This is a genomic window from Uliginosibacterium gangwonense DSM 18521 (assembly GCF_000373965.1).
Taxonomy (GTDB): domain Bacteria; phylum Pseudomonadota; class Gammaproteobacteria; order Burkholderiales; family Rhodocyclaceae; genus Uliginosibacterium; species Uliginosibacterium gangwonense.
The window spans coordinates 221,724-237,408 of the sequence record NZ_KB892863.1 but is presented as its reverse complement, the minus strand read 5'-3'; the positions used below and the strand labels follow the sequence as shown (position 1 = coordinate 237,408).

The window sequence follows — 15,685 nt, the reverse complement described above, 5'->3', positions numbered from 1 at the left end:
CGCCTCTCGACCCAAAATATTACGTAAATGGCCAGATCAAGGTGCGAGCAAGCAAAATTTGCAGTGTTGTTCCACAAAAAATAGCAACCGCGTAGGGGAGCCTACCTGTCGTCTCAACATCCCCAATACTGAATCCGGCGCGCCTGCCAACAAGCATATAGAGTGTCATCAAACGCAGATTTGACAATACACTGGTCATCACGCCTGATGCGGACGCTACCAACAACGCCAGAACGCCACCGCTCAGAAAGGTGAGCAACACGGCGCCAATCACCTGCCAGGGCCCTAAAAAGGCTCCAACCGCCGCAAGCAATTTCACGTCTCCCGCCCCCATCACACGCATGGCGTACAAAATCAGGGGAATCGCGCCTCCCACCAACACACCCAACACTGCATGCCCAAAGCCGATTCCCCCAGAGTCTTCCATAAACAGCCCGCGACCGGATGTTATAAAGATATTGCATGCACATCCAGAAATTAATCCACACACCACCAGCCAATTGGGAATCTTTCTCGTCAGGATGTCACTCCAAACCGCCAGCACAAGTAGCAGCGGCAAAAGCATCCAGGCAAGTAAGGTGGCGGGCATTCAAACACTCCTAACCGAGGCAGATCACAACGCTGCGGCAACACTATTGAATGTGTCACTTACCTTGGTACCCATGAGAGTCACTGCCGCAATGATCACCACCGCAACCAGCGCTGCGATCAAGCCATACTCAATCGCAGTCACAGCCTCTTCATCGCAGGCAAATTTTTTCATAAAATTAACTAATGTTTTCATTACCATCTCCTTCTCATCAGGGATACAAAATCTGCTGGTTATGGCTACGAAATAAAGCCACTTACCACCCTATCGCCGCATCAGAAAGACATACAACGATTACAAAACTCCAGAATTTTCTGCGCTGCATTTCTCAAATTTGTTGCCACAACGCCGCCAGCGGGGACAAAGCCAACCACACAGAAGTGGAATGCCTGCAAAAGACACCGCTGCAACCAAATAGGTAAAAACGAATATTCTGATGCGGTTACTCCATATTCATTTCAGCACGTTTGCATCACTATTCTGCAAACATGTGGGAATTCATGCTGTTTCTTTAGTTATATGTCACGTTTAATATTAGGTATGATTGACGCTCCTATAGATCCAATATAGATGAGCCAAACGGAACGGTGATACGCACTTCCCCCTATTCACTAGGGGATAATTCACCTACGCAAAATGTGACAAATGTCCCGATATGTGATCCTGGAGCCTTGGTAACACAAGGATAGCTGTTGAAATCTTACTCAACGAACTGGTGCTACCATCAGTGTGGACATATTGCATGATAGTACGAAAATTCCGCGTCGCCCTTACCAAGGTCTAGTCGCACACCAATCTGGGCAAGCACGCCATCAAAGTCTCATGACATTCTCCACTTAATCGGGAATGATGAAGTCGTTCCTGATTGCCTGCGCGCCCGCTCTCTGTTTTTCAACCTTACGAAGATTGAACAAAAAGACTTGGATAGCACCCTCACAACGTTGAGTTTGAACGTCGTAGTTGCGTTTTCCCTCTTTGTCGGCACTCAAGTAGTCATGAGTACGCGTAATCTCATCAAACGCTTCTTGTTGGGTCAGGGCACGGGCCTGTTTGAGGCCAATTGCAACGCGAATCAGCGTGTCTGTGTATTCAGGGCAGTGCATTGCAAGCATCACCGCAGTGCCCTCAAGTTTGGCGCTCTCTGCGAGTGTGGCGGCATGGGCCGTTGTAAAGCAAAGAGCGAGTAAAATGGCGAGCGGTTTTATGACAACAGGTATGTATCTGGTACAAAAACAGGAGAATAACGCCTCCACCCAACACAGCGTACCCAATGCCAATCCAATCAGCCAAAATAGGAACGGTAAAGGCATCTAAGCACCTCCTAATCATGGCCACCTAATCATGGCCACCTAATCACAACGCAACAATCAATCCATACTCAATTGCAGCCACCAATTCTTCATTAAAAACAAATTTTGTGATCAGGTTGATAAATATTTTAATCACACACTCCTTTCCCACCAATAAACCGAGGCTCCACAACATGTGCCAATAACGACAATATGTCGCACATGTATTACCAGTTGAGTGCAAGCCCAATAATAATCAGCATGGCAAGAAGTGAGGCCAGTAACGCATATTCCATCGTTGTCATTCCCAGCTCGTCACCAACCAGGCTATACAGATCATTATGAAAAAAACAAGGGGGGACCGAAGCGCTGTTATACATCCATGTATCAAGGTTCCACATGGCACGAGCTCCGTTTTACTCGTAAGAAACGGCACACACCGTCGAGTATTCCAGCGAAGACAAACTTTTTCTATATTCTTAATGACCAATAAATACCTTGGCTGGATCAACTTTTTGATGGCATCGGCCACCTCTCAATGGCCGACGTCACGCCATCCTTACAAGGCCCTCTATAGTGCCGCTGCCACGCTATTGAATGTAGCTGCAACCTTGGTTCCCATGAGTGTCACTGCAGAGATAATCACCACCGCAACCAATGCTGCAATCAGGCCGTACTCAATCGCAGTCACGCCATCTTCGTTGCAGACAAATTTTTTCACAGAATTCACTAATGTTTTCATTGCCATCTCCTTCTCTTCAGGGATACAAAAATTGGTGTCTCTGGCACACGATGTAACCATCGACCACCCCATCGCTGTATCTCAAAGACATACAGCAGTTACAACACTTCACAGATTTCTACATTGCATTTTGCAAACTTGTTGCTACATCTTGCCAAAGGGAGCCAAGTCGGCCTCCCAAAAGAGTAATGCCGGCAAAAGCTACTACAGCAACTAAAGAAGCTAACAAAGCGTATTCCAATGCAGTTACGCCGTCTTCATTGCAGCACATTTGCATCACTATTCTGCAAACAAGTGGGACTTTCTGTTCTTTCTTTAGTTGCATGCCACGTTCAATGTTCAGCATGATTGGCGCTCCTCTAGACCTAATATAGATGAGCCATGGGAGACGGTGATACGCACTTTCCCCTATTCACTAGGGGATAATCCACCTACGCAAAATGTGACAAATGTCCTGACATGTGAAAAATGTCCTGACTCAATGAAAAACGAACTTGGAAAACAGGCGGGAGATCAGTAAATAAAGGGGACTACGCGATAGCGGACACGTGCGCAATATTCCCGGTAACCAGGCAGGCTCAATAGAATTTCTTCCTCACGCTGGATTCTGAGAATCTGCGCAAGACATAGGAGAGCGATAACAGCAAAATTCTGTAACGACAGGTTACTCATCAAAAAACCTAGGTGAGCAATGAAGTAGCCAAAATATATAGGATGTCGTAACCAGCGGTATGCGCCATGCGTTACCAACTTTCTTGTTGCAGGCAGAACGCCAAAAGAACGTCCAAGCGACAGTTTTGCATACAGTTGGAGAGCGAGGCCTGTGAGCTGAAAACTTGCGCCCATAAGCTCAGGAACAGGGTGTAAGGTAGCAGTTAGATCCAGCGCCAAAAAATAGACAAGGGAAAAACCACTTACCAGGACAGAAAGGGGGCGCCAATCTCGACGTAGGGCACGCCGGGAAAAAATGATGATAATGGCCGTAATTGTCTCGACGATAGCGACAAGCAAAATGGTGATATGCTCAGGGTGCTGCAACCAATGTTGTACAGCAACGATGACGAAATACAGAATCGCCACAGCGACATACAACCTGAAGAGAACATCCGTTAGTGCTGAACTCGCATAGACCTTATTATTATCTTCGCCCATTGCATTCCCGATTCATATGTATTTAGATTTCGGCGTCCTGATCCAGGCTGTGCTCACTTGCATAAACAAAAAGATCAATGCGATTTCTTATCTTCAATTTAGCATATATCGTAGAGAGATGATTGCGCAAAGTATGTTCACTGATATTAAGTGCTTCGGCAATCACTATTCCTTTGGCTCCACGCTGTAGAACCACGGCACGGATAATTTCGCGTTCGCGTGCCGTCAATTCACTATCTTTGCTCTGGGCTACCTCTTGTACTGATTTTTGGTTTGCTTGCCCAGGTAGCAGATCGAGAATTCTGTCCATCAATCTGTGATCAATCCAGACCTCACCCGCATGAATTTGCTTGATTGCCTGCAACAAGGTCTCCGCACTTTCATCCTTGAGTACGATGCCTTTGGCACCTGCCAAGATAGCGGCACGGTGAACGGATGGAGATCTATCCCCTGTCAGGATCAATATTTTAGCTGTGCTATTTTGTAGGATGAAAGGGATAATCTCAATGCTGCTCTGCCCACCTAGATCCAAATCCAAAACAATGACATCTATCTTTTTAGAAGACAGACTCGCGAACAACGCCTCACGGCACGAGGCTACACCGGCTACTTGCATGTGAGGTCGTGCACTTTCTACCAAACGCTGTAGGCCCCACAAGATGGTCTTGTGATCATCAACAATGAAGACCTGTATCGGAACGGACTCCGCCAAAACATCATCTGTCATCCTTGAACCTCCAACGAATTCATTCGATTGGTATTTCAACTGTGACTGTAGTACTGCAGTTATCAAACTCAACCCGAACATCTCCACCCAGTTCTGCCGTGCGTTCACTCAGAGAACGCGGCAGAAACGGTGAAGGCAATACCTTCTCGTCGCGCTCATTGCAAATTTTAAGAACCAGTGTGGTATCTTGAATATTCATGAATATCCATGCCCGATGCGCTGACGTATGTCGCCGAACATTGCTCAAACCTTCTGCCACCAAGTGAAATAGCTCGCCAGCCAAATGTCTATTGACTGGCAAAATGCCGTCGATGCTGACGTCGACCTGTACACCAAATAGTTGTGAAAATCTCGTTGCCTGGCGCTGTACAGCATTTCTTAGCAAAACGCCTCCCAGAGAAGAATTTCCCCGCAGTCCGCCCACAACATCGCGCATTGAGGCCAGTTCTTCATTCGCCATTTCCAACAGACGCGCAAGATCCGGTGCCAGACGGTTCTCAGTACCTGCTTCACGCACCAATGCCTCGATGGCAAATTTCAACCCGATATAAGGCTGAATAGCTGTGTCATGAAGATTGCGACCAATCCGGGAACGCTCCTCGTCGACTGCTTCATTGGATAGGTTTTCTATCAAAATGGCATTTTCTATAAATGGAGTCAGTTGCTCTGCTACTTGTATTAACATGCCCAAGTCATTTGTCCGCAATAATCCCACCTCACCCAACAATAACAGGCGTAAGTTACCGCTACTACGGCACAGCAATGGCACAGACATCAGGGCATCACATCCTAGAAAGGTGGCCAGTTCGGCTACACATTCAGGATTTTTAAACTCAGTCTCCTCGTTTATGGCCACAAGTTGTAGAGAGGGTGCCCCCCAATAGGGTTGTCGCATTACATACGTGCAGGCGAGTCCCTTAGGCAATAGCGCAATTTTTTCCAACAGGGGTGGGGTGGCAGAACTGGAGAGTTCGCAACAACACTCACTTTCTTCCCAGCATAGAATTTTTGGTGGTTTTCCCGTCTCCAAGATCACCATCAAAGCACCTTTTGCACCAAACTCTTGTGCAATGCGTTCAACCAAAGCAGGCGAAATGGAATCCAGGCCGCGCCTGACGTCAACCCGCTCCAACAATGTCACCGCAAATGTCAGGGCTTGGCGGGTACTAGCTTCTGCATGTGCAAGAATTGCCACCAACGGCCCCGTTAGCAACAAAGAAAGGGGCAAGGCCAAAAGCCGTGCCCACGATAATCCAGGCGCCAGAAAAACGAATTCGACTAATGCTGCCAGACTGCAAACAGCTGAAATAGCAGTGCTCTCTCCTATTCCTTGGCGCCAGGCGGCAAATAGTACGGGGAAAAACAGGAACAAGAAGTAGCGAACCCCTGCGTCGGCTGAAAGGCCAATCAAGAGCAAAAACCAACAAGCGTCCAGCCAGTGCAGAATGCGAAATAAGGGGAGCGGGAGGCCGCTGGCAGAAAGCCATAATAGCCCGCCTGCATACATGCTGAAACCAATGATACCGATGAACAAGCGGTGCTGTGCTTCCACTGGAGTATCCAGTAACAGCAACCCGGCGATAATCGCCAGCACAACCCGGAGACACTCAATAAGACGACTTTCTTCATTCTGTTGCTGAAAAAGAGGGATGCGGACGTGTCCCATTTATGACACCTTCCTGTCACTGTTTGTGGCACGAAAACATTTTCATACCTTCTTCATGACTACCATTTTCCGATCAAAGTTCACCTTGCTATAGAGCCCATCCTTCCAGATAACTTAGATCAGCCGAACGAAAAAACAATACACGAACGGACTCTTTTCCTATACTGGATCCTTGACAGAACATAACCCTCCCAGTTTAGTCGTTGCACGCGGTCTCTGCAGGAGGAATGTCCAAAGGGCTTGTAACCATATTTCAGAGATAACCCAGCATGAGGTAAGCGGTGAATTCACAGGGGTTTGAATCACTGCCTGTTTGACCACATTACCGAGTTCCCCGCACTCCGCGCCCAGCCATTGTTTGTGGGCACCTGCCAGGCACAGTTTGGCCTTTACACCCAGCAAGCCAGGGCTAGCTTGGCGGACACAAGCCAAGTGCTTGGATCGGCGCATTGATGGGATAGGACGCTTGGTCTGCATAAGCGGGCTGCCTCGGCAAGTAACAGGCTAGCGGCACGTTGGCCGTCCTGTATTGCCATAAAACCGTGGATCTACTGAAGTGGCAGAAAAGGCAGCCGTAGCAAACGACGGAATTGGAGCATCGGTTTCAACTGCCTGCACCCATGCCCAGGCAGTGAGGAACACACTCAAGCCGTTCCAAACTTGGTTTCGATCATGATCCCGGTGTCGCGCAACAAGTCTGTCGGCAAGACCCCACCTGCACAGACCACCACGCAATCGTTGGCAAGTTCCATGGTCTGATCGTGCATGATCAGACTGACACTCTTTTTTGAAATGCTCTTTACATTCGACTCCAGTAACAGACGGACAGCACCATTGGAGCGAGCCTGCTCTATCGCTATGCGGTTCTTGGTTTTGATGCGATTGAAGGCCGCGCTGCGGTATGACAAAGTTACATCCGTGTCAGGTTGTCCAGCCAAGGCCAGTGCAGCCTCAAGTGCGCTATCGCCACCACCCACCACCAGTACCTTCTGCCCACGGTATTGTTCGGCATCAATCAAGCGGTACACCACCTTGGGAAGTTCTTCACCGGGTACATCGAGCTTGCGAGGCGTGCCTCGTCGACCGATGGACAACAATACATTCTGGCAACGCAAAGCCTTATTCGTGGTATGCACAACAAATCCATTCCCCTCCTTTTCAATGCGCAAGAGCTGTTGTTTATATTCAATCTTCAAGCCGCTACGCTTGACAACGCCGTGCCAATATTTCAACAGGGATTCCTTGCCGATTTCACCTGGCGGCACCGAATCGAATCCTGGCAGACGTATTGCGTCAGTCATGACAACTTTATTACGCGGATAGTGATAGATGGTCCCACCTAATGAGTCTTCCTGGTCGACCAAGCAATAGCGTAGCCCCTTACGCAGCGCGGAGACGCCTGCAGCTAGGCCTGCAGGCCCCGCTCCAACCACTACAACGTCATACCCTTCTGCGGCGCCCTCATATCGCTTCCCCTTGGCGACCGATTCCATCGCCTGCACTCCCTGCTCTACCGCTTTGCGTACCAACCCCATCCCACCCAACTCACCTGCAATAAAAATGCCAGGAACATTGGTTTCAAAACTTGGATGAACGAGTGGAATGTCGATGCCGCGCCGTTCGGTACCGAATACGAGACTTATAGCATCGAACGCGCAGGCGCTGGCACACGCACCATGACCGATGCACGCCGCTGCATTGATGAGCTGGGCCTTACCGCGAATGATTCCCAATGCGCCTTCTGGACACGCATTGACACAAGAACCGGAGCCGATGCAACGATTGATATCGACTACCGGATGTAACGAAGCCGGTTCGGTCAATCCCGCCTCCACTGCCTCCTTGAGTGTGGCGTGGTCTTGACGTGCACGATTGTGGCGGCGCCAGAAATGCAAGCCCAAAAACGCCAGAAGCGGCACAAAATAGAGCGGCAGATAGTTGAGTGAATCAGTAAACATAAGGAAAGACCCGAAGACAAAAAAGCCGCTTGTCGGCAAATATGTTGTAAATCTTGGAAAATCTATCACATTAGTGTTGACTGTCGCATGGCGCTGTTTAGTCGATTCCGACCGACGGCGCTGACAACAAACCAACCATAAATATGACAGAGAGATTAATTCCTACTCCACCGGGAGCGTCCAGTCTACGCCTCCCCCGACGCAATACCACCCGCACCTGGGTCTTGCTGTGCGGCGTTGGCACACTTGTCGGCCTAACCTTTGTTATCGGTCGCAGCAACCTGTTTTCTCCGGGTGACGACATTGGTTACTATCTTGGCCTGAGCGGCGCTTTGATGATGCTCAGTCTGCTGGCGTACCCGTTGCGCAAAAATTTACGCGTGATGCGCACTTGGGGAGCCATGCGGCAATGGCTACGCATCCATGTTCTCCTTGGGATTTCTGGGCCACTCCTGATTCTTACGCATTCAACTTATCACCTGCGTACCCTGAATGCCACGATCGCGCTGGCCAGCATGCTGCTCGTAGCCGCCAGTGGTTTTGTAGGGCGGTTCATTTATGTGCGCATCCATAACACCCTCACCGGGCAGCGGGAAACGCTACAAAACATTCGTGAACGCGCCGGACTTGCCTCATCGGAAGTCCAGTCTGTGCTTGACTATGCTCCAGAGGTGAAGACGCGCCTGATGGCATTCGAAGCCACCTTGCAGCTGCCTCTGCAGTCGCCCTGGAGACGATGCATGCGCTTTTTGACCTTGCAACCGCGCACATGGTGGCTACGCCGACAATGCACACGAGTCATCCTAAAGAAGCTGTCGCAACACGCCACTGTACGTCAATGGGATACAGATAAGCTATCCCGTCGTCAGGATCGGGCTAAGAATGTACTCCGCCTGCATCTGGATGCGCTCATCAGTGTAGCGCAATTCACCGCATTTGAACGTCTGTTTGCCTTGTGGCACATCGTCCACGTGCCCTTTCTCTACCTTCTGGCCGCCAGCGCTGTCGTACACGTTTTGGCCGTGCACATGTACTGAAATGAAGACATTGCTCAAGCTCCTCTATGTGTTGACGCTTTGCTTAGTGGCTTCCCTGGCCCACGGGCAAAGTGTCGAAACGGTCATCATGCCCGGCAAACTTACCTCCAGCCATGCCAAGCTGGAGAGCGACTGCAAAAATTGTCACGTCCGCTTCAACAAAGCCGGGCAGGACGAACGTTGCAAAGATTGCCACAAGGAAATCAGACGAGACCTTGACACCAAACGAGGTTTCCACGGCAGATTGAAACCTCAGCGCTGTGCTGCTTGTCATACCGATCACGCTGGACGCGAGGCTCGTATTGTGGTGCTGGACGAAAAGAAATTTGACCACAGTCAGAGCAATTTTATGCTTCGCGGCGCCCACCTGAAGAAAGAATGTGCAGCCTGTCACAAACCCGGTCGTAAGTATCGTGAGGCACCTTCCACCTGCGTGGCATGTCACCGTGACAACGATGTACACAAAGGTGGCCTGGGGCAAGGCTGTGCAGATTGCCACAACGAATCGAATTGGAAAGAAGCAAAATTCGATCACAGCAAAACCGATTTCCCACTACTAGGTGCGCATATCTCTACAAGCTGCAAATCCTGCCATACCGATGGCCGCTATAAGGGAACGCCCAAGACCTGCATTGCCTGCCATCGCGTAGACGATCATCACAAGACCCACTTTGGCGAAAACTGCAGGAGCTGCCACGTTGAAAAGAACTGGAAGACGATCACCTTCAATCACGAACAGGATGCGCATTTTGCCCTGAAAGGAAAGCATCAAACTGCCAAGTGTGAGTCTTGCCATACGGGTTTCCTCTATAAGGACAAACTACAAGCAACCTGCATCAGTTGCCATCGCAACGACGACAAACACAAGGGCTCGCTCGGGCCCAACTGCGCAAACTGCCACATAGAGCGGAGTTGGAAGGAAACACGCTTCGATCACAGCAAAACGCGTTTCCCCCTGCTGGGCAAGCATGGCGACGTGGAATGTGGCGCCTGTCACAAGGATCAACGCTTCCGCGAAACGCCTTCCGAATGTATCACCTGTCACAAAAAAGATGATCGTCACAAGACCCGTTTCGGAGAGGACTGCAAGAGCTGCCACACGGAAAAGAGCTGGAAGGCATGGCACTTCGATCATGCCCGTGATGGCCATTGGGCACTGCAGGGCAAACACGCCAACACAAAATGTGACAGTTGCCACCAAGGTAACCTATTCAAGGACAAACTGAACCAGAATTGCGTAAGCTGCCACCTTAAAGATGATCGTCACCGTGGCACCCTGGGTACAGCATGTGGGCAATGTCATAATGAACGAGAATGGAAATCAACTGCATTTGATCATAATCGCACGCACTTCCCTTTAATTGGCCAACACAGCAAGGTCGAATGCGCACAATGCCACAAAACCCAGGCTTATAAAGATGTAGCGCGCGACTGCGTGGGCTGCCACGACAAACAGGACGTACACAAGAGACGCCTGGGGCCGCGCTGCGAAACCTGCCACAACAGTCGGGACTGGAGAAGCTGGGACTTCGACCATAACGCCAGGACCCACTTCAAGCTTGACGGTGCCCACGCGCGCACCACATGTGAGTCATGTCATACCGTTCGCATAGAAAAGCAATTCAATGTATCCATGAACTGCATCAGCTGTCACCGTATGGATGACGTGCACGAAGGAAAATTCGGGCCACGTTGTGAGCAATGCCACCTGACGAGTACCTTCCGTGAAGTTCGCTCCCGTTAGCAGACAAACGGTAGGCGCTCCGCTTCGACAAACGGAATCTCTAGGTTTTACAAGAGATATTCCGTTTCCAGGCTGGCCTTTATATTCCATTGTTGTACTCACTCAAGTACCACTCGTCGGCTTCAGCATCGGCCTGATTGACGTGTAAAAATCAAGCTTTTAGAGTTAAATAAAGTAAAGAAAATAAAGTTAATTATCCCAACAATGAGCGATGCGCCTCGAAGAGGGTAGTTCTATACCCCGAAAATGGCCCACGCTTCTTCAGAGAGCGCGCTTGATGATACTCAGGCTTGGAACAATCTACCGCGTTTTTATCGCCGCGCTACTGCTGGCTGCTGCATGTCTGGCGCACGCTCAGATTACCAAGCCTGCGGACCACGTGCGGACAGGTTTCCCCCTCACTGGTGCGCATGCAACGGCCCGTTGTGAGACGTGCCATTCCAATGGAATTTTCCGTGGCACCCCTCGAAATTGCACCACCTGTCATAGCCAGACTAGCCGAACCGCAACCACACACAAGCCTGCCAACCACATCCCTACCTCGCAGGAATGTAGCCAATGTCATAATTCATCAACATGGAACGGCGCCCGTTTTACGCATACAGGACTGAGTTTCAGCTGTGCCACCTGCCATAATGGCAGCACCGCTTCCGGTAAGCCCAGCACTCATATACAGACCACAGCAGGTTGCGACACCTGCCACCGCACAACCGGCTGGACGCCTGCCATGTTCAACCATGCAGGCGTGGCGGCTGGCAGCTGCGCAACCTGCCACAACGGCACCACGGCTAAAGGGAAACCTGCCAACCACTTGGCAACGACTGCAAGCTGCGATAGCTGCCACCGCACGACTGGCTGGATACCTGCGACTTTCAGTCATACTGGTGTGACTCCAGGCACATGTGCCACTTGCCACAACGGCACCACAGCCAAAGGGAAGTCCGCCAATCACTTGGCAACGAACGCCAGCTGCGACACTTGCCATCGCACAACCGGCTGGATACCTGCCACTTTCAGCCATACCGGTGTTGCTCCAGGAACCTGCGCGACCTGCCACAACGGCACTACGGCCAAGGGGAAACCCAGCAACCACCTACCGACCACAGCCAGTTGCGACACCTGCCATCGCACAACCGGCTGGACGCCTGCAACCTTCAGCCATACCGGCGTGACTCCAGGCACATGTGCTACTTGCCACAATGGCACCACAGCCAAAGGAAAACCTGCCAATCACCTGGCAACCACCGCAAGCTGCGATAGCTGCCATCGCACAACGGGCTGGATACCTGCAACCTTCAGCCATACCGGCGTGGCTCCCGGAACCTGCGCAACCTGCCATAACGGAACCACGGCCAAGGGGAAACCCAGCAACCACCTACCAACCACGGCGAGTTGCGATAGCTGCCACCGCACAACCGGCTGGACGCCTGCTACATTTAGCCATACCGGTGTCACGCCAGGAACCTGTGCAACCTGCCATAACGGAACAACTGCGACAGGCAAACCCGCCAACCACCTGCCAACCACCGCCAGCTGCGATAGCTGCCACCGAACGACTGGCTGGATACCTGCGACTTTCAGTCATACCGGCGTGACTCCAGGCACATGTGCCACTTGCCACAATGGCACCACGGCTAAAGGAAAACCTGTCAACCACCTACCAACCACGGCGAGTTGCGACACCTGCCATCGCACAACGGCCTGGATTCCCGCCTCCTTTAGCCATGCCAATGTCACGCCTGGAACGTGTGCCACCTGCCACAACGGCACCACAGCCACCGGCAAACCTTCAGGCCACTTTGTCACGACCCGTTCTTGCGATAGCTGCCACCGCACAACAGCCTGGACGCCAACAAGCTCCTATACCCACAGCTCACCCTACTACAAAGCGCATGGCAGCGGGCTAACGTGCTCAAGTTGCCACACCAGCAACAACGAAGTCATTCCCTGGAAATATGCCGCTTACAAACCGGACTGCGCGGGTTGTCATGCGGGTAACTTTAAGGCAGGCGAGCACAAGAAAGTCGCCTCTCCGACTGTGCTCTACACCGTAGCCGAATTGCGCGATTGCAGTGGCGCGTGCCACATCTATACCAATTCGTCGCTGACCACCATCAAGCAGTCACGCAGCGGCCACCACCACGCCACCGATGGTGGTTTCTAGCCCTACTTTCACGTTGTTGTAAACGATCGTTATCTGACCCAGGCGCCGCAACTGCGGCGCGGAAAAGGAATATTGACGCATGAGTAAGCTGACACACCGATCAACTATCTTCCTGACGGCGTTTTTCCTGTCCGCTCTTGCTCCTGATGCATTTGCGCAATTGCTCGATAACGTCAAGCTCTCGCAACAAGGCGACACGGCGGTCATCACCTTGAGTTTCAATACCGCCATCCAATATATGCGCCATTCCCCAGCCAGCAGCGGCGAGCTGATCAAGCTTGAAGTACAGGTCGTCGGAGATGCAAGCGATATCCGGGACATTGGCAGTGAGGCTCGCAGAGTCGACGGCCAAGGAGTGATTCCTGATGCAAATATCATTTTTGGCGCGGGTCAGGCCAGATCGCTGGTCAAACTTATCCAGTTCCAATTCGCACGTCCGGTCAGTTTCAAGATGGGGCCTGGCAACGATAACCGCAGCATCACCCTGCGACTGCCAATCGAAGCAGGCACCACCAAACCTATTACCAGGGACGAAACTACACCGGTTCGCTATGCTATCGTACTTGAACAATCCGACAAGCCAATTGAGCAGAACAGCCCCTTGCCCTCTGCGGCAGACGATTTCACACTCTTCAACGAACGCCTCACAGACAAGGGAGCAACACTATACCGCCTGAGTCTAGGTTATTTTGACACGCAGACCGATGCACAGAAATTTCTGCCCATGCTCACCCGAGCCTTCCCGCAGGCACGCATTGAAAAAATAGGTGATAGCCAAACAACCGTGGCTGCCGTCATCCCCCAGAGTAAGCAAGGGGAAACATCTCCTAGTCTGCCCACTGCGCCTTTGTCACCCTTAGCGGTTCCTCCAGAAATTGCGTCGCCCACGCCAGCCCAACTCAGCCCGGACGAAATCGAAAAGCAGTCGGCAATGCTTTTGGCAAGCGCACGCAGCGCTATCAACGCCAAGGACTATACAAACGCTATCCAGACACTCAACCAGTTGCTGCAACTCCCCCCTTCTTCTAGTTCCGAGGCGGCGCAATCCCTGGTCGGTCGCGCACGTGAGAACAATGGCGAATACAACAAGGCCCGGGCTGAATACGAACTCTACATCAAGCTCTACCCGAGTGGAATTTACGCCAATGAGGTGCGAAAACGCCTGGATAGCCTAGGCACCAGCACAGCCAGCGCAAGCACCAACCGCGCACGCGGCAGTAACCAGCGCCTGTCTCCGATCCCCTTCACGGCTGGGGGGAGCGTGTCGCAATACTACTACCGGGGTTCCACACAGTCAGAAACCCGTGTAGTCAATGCCACAACAATCGACAAGGCTAGCTTCAGCGGCACCGACCAATCCGCTCTGGTCAGCAATGTAGACCTGAACGCACGCTGGCGTAGCGAAACCACAGATAACCGTTTGGTATTTCGGGATTCCTATACGCGGGACTTTCTGACCGACGGGCACAACCGGAACCGTCTGACGGCAGCTTACTATGACATGAAAAACGCCCCCACCCAGATCAATGCGCGAATTGGGCGCCAATCCAGCCCAGGCGGCGGCGTACTGGGTCGAATGGATGGCCTGAATACTGGCTACCAGTTTGCACAGAAGTGGAAGGCAAACATCATACTCGGCTCACCGCATGACGATTATGTCAAAAGCACACGTACCTTCGCGGGTACCAGTCTGGATGCAGGCACCTTTGACGACCATTGGAGCGGTAGCACCTATTTCATCACCCAACGCATTGACGGCATTACCGATCGCCGTGCTGCAGGCAGTGAAGTGCGTTTCTTCTCGGAATCCGGCTCGGCCTACAGCCTTGTTGACTACGACATGTATTACAAGGCAGTCAATATCTTCATGCTCCAAGGCAGCTACACTTCTGGAGCCAACACCTGGAACGTGCTGCTTGATCGACGGATGACTCCGGCATTGCAGAGTTCAAACGCGCTGATTGGCTCAACGATCGCCACAATCGACGAACTCAAGAAAACCACGACCATCAATGACATCAAGGCCCAGGCGCGTGACCACACTGCGGTCGCCGAAATGGCTTTTGCTGGTGTGACACGCCAGTTGACCGATCACTGGCAGGTTGGCGTTGATCTACGCGACTCCCGCGTCGGCGCCCTACCCGCCACCGCAGATCTCCCTGCAACAACTGCCACTGGAGACGTCTACAACATCAATTTCCAGGTGATTGGCAGCAACCTCTACAAGCGACAGGATATCACCGCCTTCAATGTAGGAGTCCTGCGCAGCCGGGACTATAAAGGCTACAGCCTGTCGCTGAGCAATCTAGGCGTGTATTGGGAAAAATGGGTGCTTGAGCCATCTCTGCGTTACTACCGCCAGCTCGACGTGTTCCAAACCCGGCTACGGCGGATCACCCCTGGTATGCGTGTGACCTACCGTCGCACCGATGGTCAGAGTTTTGAACTCGATAGTGCCCTGGAGGATACCAAGACAAATGGCCCGACCCAAAGTGAAGACACTACGCGCTATTACATCTCGGCAGGATACCGTCTAGATTTCTAAAAACAACATGCAACAAAACGATTTCATGCAGCAACAAAGCTTCAACATGGGCATCGCGCCTACGCATACGGT

Annotated in this window: 14 protein-coding genes; 4 read left to right on the top strand and 10 right to left on the bottom strand. The window is 51.6% G+C overall.

Annotated features, from left to right (window positions below; genetic code table 11):
- Positions 1-19: 19 nt before the first annotated feature.
- The 10 genes from B145_RS0117270 to B145_RS0117225 all read right to left on the bottom strand — a co-directional run bounded on the left by B145_RS0117270 (position 20) and on the right by B145_RS0117225 (position 8,123).
- Positions 20-589, bottom strand: coding sequence for an A24 family peptidase (locus tag B145_RS0117270; protein WP_018609017.1), 570 nt, complete (start codon positions 587-589; stop codon positions 20-22).
- Between the two features lie 24 nt (positions 590-613).
- Positions 614-784, bottom strand: a complete 171-nt coding sequence (locus B145_RS0117265) for a Flp family type IVb pilin (RefSeq protein ID WP_026259243.1) — start codon at positions 782-784, stop codon at positions 614-616.
- 641 nt (positions 785-1,425) lie between these two features.
- Complete coding sequence (locus tag B145_RS0117260; protein WP_018609015.1) at positions 1,426-1,899, bottom strand: hypothetical protein; 474 nt, start codon at positions 1,897-1,899, stop codon at positions 1,426-1,428.
- Between the two features lie 206 nt (positions 1,900-2,105).
- On the bottom strand, positions 2,106-2,279 hold the full coding sequence (locus B145_RS28760; protein WP_157288478.1) for a hypothetical protein: 174 nt from the start codon (positions 2,277-2,279) through the stop codon (positions 2,106-2,108).
- Positions 2,280-2,449: 170 nt separating this feature from the next.
- Positions 2,450-2,620: a Flp family type IVb pilin gene (locus B145_RS0117245; protein ID WP_018609012.1), complete on the bottom strand. Its 171-nt coding sequence runs from the start codon at positions 2,618-2,620 to the stop codon at positions 2,450-2,452.
- Between the two features lie 118 nt (positions 2,621-2,738).
- Entirely contained in the window at positions 2,739-2,966 is a 228-nt protein-coding gene (locus B145_RS28210) for a Flp family type IVb pilin (RefSeq protein ID WP_245541884.1), read from the bottom strand.
- 167 nt (positions 2,967-3,133) lie between these two features.
- On the bottom strand, positions 3,134-3,772 hold the full coding sequence (locus tag B145_RS0117240; protein ID WP_018609011.1) for a methyltransferase family protein: 639 nt from the start codon (positions 3,770-3,772) through the stop codon (positions 3,134-3,136).
- Between the two features lie 22 nt (positions 3,773-3,794).
- Positions 3,795-4,499: a response regulator transcription factor gene (locus B145_RS0117235; RefSeq protein ID WP_018609010.1), complete on the bottom strand. Its 705-nt coding sequence runs from the start codon at positions 4,497-4,499 to the stop codon at positions 3,795-3,797.
- A gap of 19 nt (positions 4,500-4,518) precedes the next feature.
- Complete coding sequence (locus tag B145_RS0117230) at positions 4,519-6,165, bottom strand: sensor histidine kinase (protein WP_018609009.1); 1,647 nt, start codon at positions 6,163-6,165, stop codon at positions 4,519-4,521.
- A 644-nt stretch (positions 6,166-6,809) separates the two neighbouring features.
- Positions 6,810-8,123 carry an NAD(P)-binding domain-containing protein gene (locus B145_RS0117225; protein WP_018609008.1) on the bottom strand — a complete coding sequence of 438 codons (1,314 nt, stop codon included), beginning with the start codon at positions 8,121-8,123 and terminating at the stop codon, positions 6,810-6,812.
- A gap of 143 nt (positions 8,124-8,266) precedes the next feature.
- On the opposite strand from B145_RS0117225, the gene B145_RS27655 reads away from it, so the two are divergent.
- From B145_RS27655 to B145_RS0117200, 4 genes are all read left to right on the top strand, one after another.
- Complete coding sequence (locus tag B145_RS27655) at positions 8,267-9,160, top strand: hypothetical protein (RefSeq protein WP_157288477.1); 894 nt, start codon at positions 8,267-8,269, stop codon at positions 9,158-9,160.
- 1 nt (position 9,161) lies between these two features.
- Positions 9,162-10,904 (top strand): cytochrome c3 family protein, encoded by a 1,743-nt coding sequence (locus tag B145_RS0117215; RefSeq protein WP_018609006.1) that lies wholly within the window; start codon positions 9,162-9,164, stop codon positions 10,902-10,904.
- 727 nt (positions 10,905-11,631) lie between these two features.
- Positions 11,632-13,068 (top strand): hypothetical protein, encoded by a 1,437-nt coding sequence (locus B145_RS28755; protein WP_157288476.1) that lies wholly within the window; start codon positions 11,632-11,634, stop codon positions 13,066-13,068.
- Positions 13,069-13,147: 79 nt separating this feature from the next.
- A complete protein-coding gene (locus tag B145_RS0117200) occupies positions 13,148-15,613 on the top strand; it encodes a tetratricopeptide repeat protein (protein ID WP_018609003.1) in 2,466 nt (821 codons plus the stop codon).
- The last annotated feature ends 72 nt before the right edge of the window (positions 15,614-15,685 follow it).

Excerpts from the sequence above, each read along its gene's own strand:
- B145_RS0117270 (WP_018609017.1), bottom strand. The coding sequence starts at position 589 with ATGCCCGCCACCTTACTTGCCTGGATGCTTTTGCCGCTGCTACTTGTG.
- B145_RS0117265 (WP_026259243.1), bottom strand. The coding sequence starts at position 784 with ATGAAAACATTAGTTAATTTTATGAAAAAATTTGCCTGCGATGAAGAG.
- B145_RS0117260 (WP_018609015.1), bottom strand. The coding sequence starts at position 1,899 with ATGCCTTTACCGTTCCTATTTTGGCTGATTGGATTGGCATTGGGTACG.
- B145_RS28760 (WP_157288478.1), bottom strand. The coding sequence starts at position 2,279 with ATGTGGAACCTTGATACATGGATGTATAACAGCGCTTCGGTCCCCCCT.
- B145_RS0117245 (WP_018609012.1), bottom strand. The coding sequence starts at position 2,620 with ATGAAAACATTAGTGAATTCTGTGAAAAAATTTGTCTGCAACGAAGAT.
- B145_RS28210 (WP_245541884.1), bottom strand. The coding sequence starts at position 2,966 with ATGCTGAACATTGAACGTGGCATGCAACTAAAGAAAGAACAGAAAGTC.
- B145_RS0117240 (WP_018609011.1), bottom strand. The coding sequence starts at position 3,772 with ATGGGCGAAGATAATAATAAGGTCTATGCGAGTTCAGCACTAACGGAT.
- B145_RS0117235 (WP_018609010.1), bottom strand. The coding sequence starts at position 4,499 with ATGACAGATGATGTTTTGGCGGAGTCCGTTCCGATACAGGTCTTCATT.
- B145_RS0117230 (WP_018609009.1), bottom strand. The coding sequence starts at position 6,165 with ATGGGACACGTCCGCATCCCTCTTTTTCAGCAACAGAATGAAGAAAGT.
- B145_RS0117225 (WP_018609008.1), bottom strand. The coding sequence starts at position 8,123 with ATGTTTACTGATTCACTCAACTATCTGCCGCTCTATTTTGTGCCGCTT.
- B145_RS27655 (WP_157288477.1), top strand. The coding sequence starts at position 8,267 with ATGACAGAGAGATTAATTCCTACTCCACCGGGAGCGTCCAGTCTACGC.
- B145_RS0117215 (WP_018609006.1), top strand. The coding sequence starts at position 9,162 with ATGAAGACATTGCTCAAGCTCCTCTATGTGTTGACGCTTTGCTTAGTG.
- B145_RS28755 (WP_157288476.1), top strand. The coding sequence starts at position 11,632 with ATGTTCAACCATGCAGGCGTGGCGGCTGGCAGCTGCGCAACCTGCCAC.
- B145_RS0117200 (WP_018609003.1), top strand. The coding sequence starts at position 13,148 with ATGAGTAAGCTGACACACCGATCAACTATCTTCCTGACGGCGTTTTTC.